Here is a 5,100-nt window from a genome sequence, read left to right as displayed (position 1 = left end):
GCTCCGCAAGCGAGTCCTGCTCACCGCGCGAGGCCGTTCATGATCGCGGTCGTGGTGACCCTCCGTGGCTCCGGCACTGAAAGTGATCCAGAACCAGAATTCAGACGTCGCCGAGACAAGGTGCATTCGACGGGGGAGTGAACGCGGATCCGGGCCGTGGAAGAGGAGCCGACCCCTGTGAGGGCTCTCTCCGTAAGTGATCAAATGGGGCCGGCGTTGCGTTCAGTAGGCAGACCATCCGCCTCGGCGGTCAGCTCGGGAGGACGTCGATCGCGGAGGGCAGCTGAAGTGGCCGGGATGGGGGCGAATGACGGCGTCAGAGGGGCGCGGCCGTGACGCTCATATGACGCTCCGGCCCGAGGTAGGCCGTTCCGGTGCCAGGGAAAGGCCCTCTCGCCTGCGGTTTTCTCCAACTGGGGAATTCGGACATGTTTCCGATGACTCACCACATGGAGTGTGTTGCCACCCCGGCCCCCCCCCGAGGCGGCTGCTGACTCCCGTGCCCGACCTCGATCCCCCCGGGACCGGAACCGGGGGCCGTGCTGCCGGGGCTCAAGCGTCGATGATGACGGGGATGATGAGGGGCCTGCGGCGGTGGGTGCGGAACGCCCAGTTCGCCACGGCGCGGGCGATGAGCTGTTCGAGTTGGTGCGCGTCCCCGATGCCTTCGTCGGCGGCGGTGGCCAGGGTCTTCTCGATGACGGGGATGACCGGCTCGAAGGTGGTGTCGTCGTGGACGAAGCCGCGGGCCAGGAAGTCGGGGGCTTCGGCGAGGGCGCCGGTGTCGGCGTCGACGATCGCCACCACCGTGACTACACCCTCTTCCCCAAGCGTGCGGCGGTCCTTGAGGGAGGCTTCGGTGACGCCGCCGACCTCCATCCCGTCCACGTAGACGTAGCCCGCGGGGACCTTCCCGGTGATGGACGCGCGGCCGTCGACGAGGTCGACGACGACGCCGTCCTCGGCGATGACGACCCGGTCCGGGTCGACACCGGTACGGATGGCGAGGTCGCCGTTGGCCCGCAGGTGGCGCCATTCGCCGTGCACGGGCATGACATTGCGGGGTTTGACGATGTTGTAGCAGTAGACGAGTTCGCCGGCGCTGGCGTGCCCGGAGACGTGGACCTTGGCGTTGCCCTTGTGGACCACGTGGGCGCCCCACCGGGTAAGCCCGTTGATGACGCGGTAGATGGCGCTCTCGTTGCCGGGGATGAGGGAGCTGGCGAGCAGGACGGTGTCGCCCTTGCCGATACGGATCTGGTGGTCGCGGTTGGCCATCCGTGACAGCGCGGCCATCGGTTCTCCCTGGGAGCCGGTGCACACCAGAGTGATCTTGTGGTCCGGGAGCTTCTCCAGCTCCTTCGTGCTCACGACCAGACCGGACGGGACCTTCAGATAGCCCAGGTCACGGGCGATTCCCATGTTGCGGACCATCGACCGGCCGACGAAGGCGACCTTGCGGCCGTGCTGGTGGGCGGCGTCCAGGACCTGTTGGATGCGGTGCACATGGCTGGCGAAGCTGGAGACGATGACCCGGCGCGGCGCGGTGCGCAGCACCTGCTCGATCGCCGGGTTCAGCTCACGCTCGGAGGTGGTGAAGCCGGGTACTTCGGCGTTGGTGGAGTCGGTGAGGAACAGGTCCACGCCCTCCTCGCCGAGGCGGGCGAAGGCACGCAGATCGGTGATGCGGTCGTCGAGAGGGAACTGGTCCATCTTGAAGTCGCCGGTGTGCAGCACCATCCCGGCGCCGGTGCGGATCGCGACCGCAAGGCCGTCCGGGATGGAGTGGTTGACCGCCACGAACTCGCAGTCGAAGGGCCCGAAGCTGCGCCGGTCGCCCTCCCGCACGCGCACCGTGCGCGGCCGGATGCCGTGCTCCTTGAGCTTGGCCTCCAGGAACGCCAGCGTCAGCTTGGAGGCGACGATGGGAATGTCGGACCGCTCGCGCAGCAGGTACGGCACGCCGCCGATGTGGTCCTCGTGGCCGTGGGTGAGGACCACGGCCACGATGTCGTCCAGCCGGTCCCGGATCGAGGTGAAGTCCGGAAGGATGACGTCCACGCCGGGCTGGGTCTCTTCGGGGAACAGCACGCCGCAGTCGACGATGAGCAGTTTGCCCGCGTGCTCGAAGACGGTCATGTTGCGGCCGATCTCACCCAGGCCGCCCAGGGCGATGACCCGCAGCCCTCCTTCGGGAAGGGGCGGGGCGGCTTTCAGCTCGGGGTGCGGATGACTCATACCCTGACGGTACCCGGAGAGCGGGACGGCGTGATCCATTGCCTGTGTGATCTCTTCTTCCCGACGGAGCGGGGCACCCGCACCGGGTGCGCCGGGGCGAGCAGGTTGTAGCGGGGGCGCGGGCACGGCTGTGCCGCGTGTCGACGGCCCCCTGGCCACGGGCCCCTCTGCCACGACCGTCCAGTCGGCGGGCAACCGGACGTCTGAGAGGTTCGAGACGTCCGAGTCCGAGAGCCGCATGGAGTCAGTGCCTGAAACAGGGCTCCCGGAACGTGAAGGCGTCCTCGACCAGCTCAACAAGTCTTCTGCGCCGCCAAGTCCGCAGGCAGGAAGGCCGCGAGGAAGAAACCGCCTGCGTCATCGACTCGCAGAGCATCAAGACCTCCACCAATGTCCCCGCCCACGGGCAGGGCATCGAGGCGGGCAAGAAGATCGCCGGGAGGAAGCGGAGCATCGTCATCGACACCGTCGGACTCCTCCTAGGAGTCCTGGTCACAGCCGCGAGCGTGCAGGACTCCATCGCCGGCCCGGCCCTCATCGAAAAGGTCGCCGCCGAGCATCCCACCATCCGCAAGACCTGGGTCGACGGCGGCTACCGCCAGCACCTCGTCGAACACGCCGCCACCCTCGGCATCGACATGCACATCGTCCGCCGCGACCCCGCCACCAGGGGTTTCACCGCCCTACCCGGCCGCTGGACGGTCGAACGCACCCTGGGCTGGTTGATGAACCACCGCCGACTGGCACGCGACTACGAGGCCAAGCCGCATCGCTCCGAAGCCATGGTCCACCTCGCGATGATCAACCTCATGACACGACGCCTGACCGCGGAATCCACCCCGGGCGGACGCCGCACCCGAACCAACCCCAACCAGGCAATACGGAGAGAAACAACAGGATGAAAACGCCCTCTCAACTACCTTTCACCTGCCGAGTTCGAACGGCAGTACCAGCAAGAACGTGGACTTGCCCTCGCGGCATTGGGGTCACCTCACCCGTCCGGGACACCGTCAGTAGGCACCGTGCCGACGCAGGGAGCGCGGTCGGCCGTCGGGATCGGCGATGACCCGGTAGAGCGGGTCGGTCAGGGCGCGCGTGATGCGGGACACGCGCGGCGGGTGGTAGGTGCGCAGCCGTCCCGACGGTCGCGGACCGTGGCGGCCGTCGTCGTGCCACGCGTCCAGAGCGGCGGCCGAGTCGGCGTAGGCCGCAAAGGCGCGGCCCGGGTCGCAGAGTGCAGCCGCTTCCCCGTCCCCGTCGCGGTCAAGGTGTTCGAGATTCAACGACAACCGCAGCTCGCGCGCGAAGACGCGGGCGCCGTCACCCAGGCCGCCGGGGTCCATCGGTTCACGGGAGTCACGGGTCTCGTCGATGACAGCGCAGCTGAGTTCCGAATCGTGCGTCCAGGAGCGCCGGTTGACGTTGTCGGAACCGACCGAGGCCCAGACATCGTCGATGACACAGACCTTGGCATGGACGTACACGGGTGTCCCGGCGTGATTCTCCAGGCTGTAGACGGCCACCCGGTCGCCGCCGGCCCGTCGCAGGACTTCCAGGGCGTGGATCCGGCCCAGCAGGTTCATCGGTGTGCTGATCCGCCCTTCCTGGTCCGGCAGTGGCGGCAGGACGGCGATCATCCGCAGGCCCGGATGATCCGCGAGAGCCTGGGCGAATGGCTGGAGGGCACTCTCCGACCACAAGTACTGGTCCTCTAGGTAGATCAGCCGGCGTGCCCGCCGCAGGGACTTCGTGTAGGCGCGGGCGATGCTGCGTTCACCGTCGGGAGCGAACGGATAGCCCTTGAGGCGGTTCGGGTAGGTGCGCAGGATCTGGACCGTGTGGGAACCGTGGGGGCCCGGGTCGGGTTGCTGTACCGGGAGCGGATCCGCCCGCGTGTCCTCGTCCCGGAGTGCCGCCCGCAGCCGGCTGCGCGGGCTGCGACTGAGCGGAGCCGGGTCCGTCCACCGCTCACGGAACGTGGCCTCGACATCGCCGACGGCGGGCCCGCGCACCGCCAGCTGGATGTCGTGCCAGGGCGGACGGGAACCGTAGGCGTCGGCGATGGGTTGCGCCAGCGGGTCACCCTGATGAGTGGCGTCGTCCCGACGGCTGTGGCACAGATCGATCCCGCCGACGAAGGCGACGTCTCGCTCGGGCCGACCCGGGTGGCGCAGCACCACGAACTTTTGATGGTGCGAGCCGCCCGGCCGCACCCGCATGTCGAGCAGGCACTCGCCTCCCGCCTCCTCGATCTCCTCCCCCAGGTGGTAGTTCTCCTGTTCGCTGAACTGGAACCGATCCAGGTGCGAGCGCCACACCAGCCCCTTGACGACGACACCGCGGCGTGCGGCGTCGCACAACACATCGCCGATAGCGCTCTCCGGACCGTCCAGCAGCTCGTCAGGGTCACCCCGCCAGTCCGTGAACATCAACATGTCGCCGGCCCGCTGCGCCCGCACGGCCGCGAGCAGCTCGGCGAAGTACACCGCCCCGTGCACCAGGGGGCGGACGTCGTTGCCCGTGGACCACGCCGCACCGTCGGCATGACGGCGGTCCACCCGCGACGCCGGATTCCCCCGCTGAGCGGAGGTGAGCAGCCAGTCGGCGCGTTCCACGTGACAGTCCTTCCAGTCGACGGCCCTTCCGGGAGCTCCTGATAGATCCGTTACCCCATGAGCGCGTGACCACGCGATTCCTGCTCCGCCAGCCCTGCGAAGACCCAGCAACCAGCGGACCCACCCGACCCAGACCCGTAACGCAACGGGATGACTCTGTTGGTGATCTTCAGTGGATGCTGACAGTTGCTTCGGTCAGTGCTTCAGTGGAGACAGCGGGGCGGTGCCGAGGCCGAGGCGGGCCTGA

At 68.4% G+C, this 5,100-nt stretch carries 2 protein-coding genes and 1 pseudogene; 1 reads left to right on the top strand and 2 read right to left on the bottom strand.

Annotation, left to right across the window (positions count from 1 at the left end; all coding sequences use genetic code 11):
• Nucleotides 1-552: 552 nt before the first annotated feature.
• Nucleotides 553-2,238, bottom strand: coding sequence for a ribonuclease J (locus tag ACFYR3_RS45490; RefSeq protein WP_355858326.1), 1,686 nt, complete (start codon nt 2,236-2,238; stop codon nt 553-555).
• A gap of 268 nt (nt 2,239-2,506) precedes the next feature.
• Between ACFYR3_RS45490 and ACFYR3_RS45485 the strand changes: the two are divergent.
• Nucleotides 2,507-3,140 (top strand): annotated as a pseudogene (locus ACFYR3_RS45485) (transposase); the annotation flags it as partial.
• Between the two features lie 108 nt (nt 3,141-3,248).
• On the opposite strand, the gene ACFYR3_RS45480 reads toward ACFYR3_RS45485, so the two are convergent.
• Nucleotides 3,249-4,853, bottom strand: a complete 1,605-nt coding sequence (locus ACFYR3_RS45480) for a phospholipase D family protein (RefSeq protein WP_389288296.1) — start codon at nt 4,851-4,853, stop codon at nt 3,249-3,251.
• Nucleotides 4,854-5,100: the final 247 nt, after the last annotated feature.

The organism is Streptomyces sp. NPDC005784 (genome assembly GCF_042871525.1).
Taxonomy (GTDB): domain Bacteria; phylum Actinomycetota; class Actinomycetes; order Streptomycetales; family Streptomycetaceae; genus Streptomyces.
Note: the sequence above shows the minus strand (reverse complement) of the source record. Positions and strands in the feature narration are given on the sequence as shown.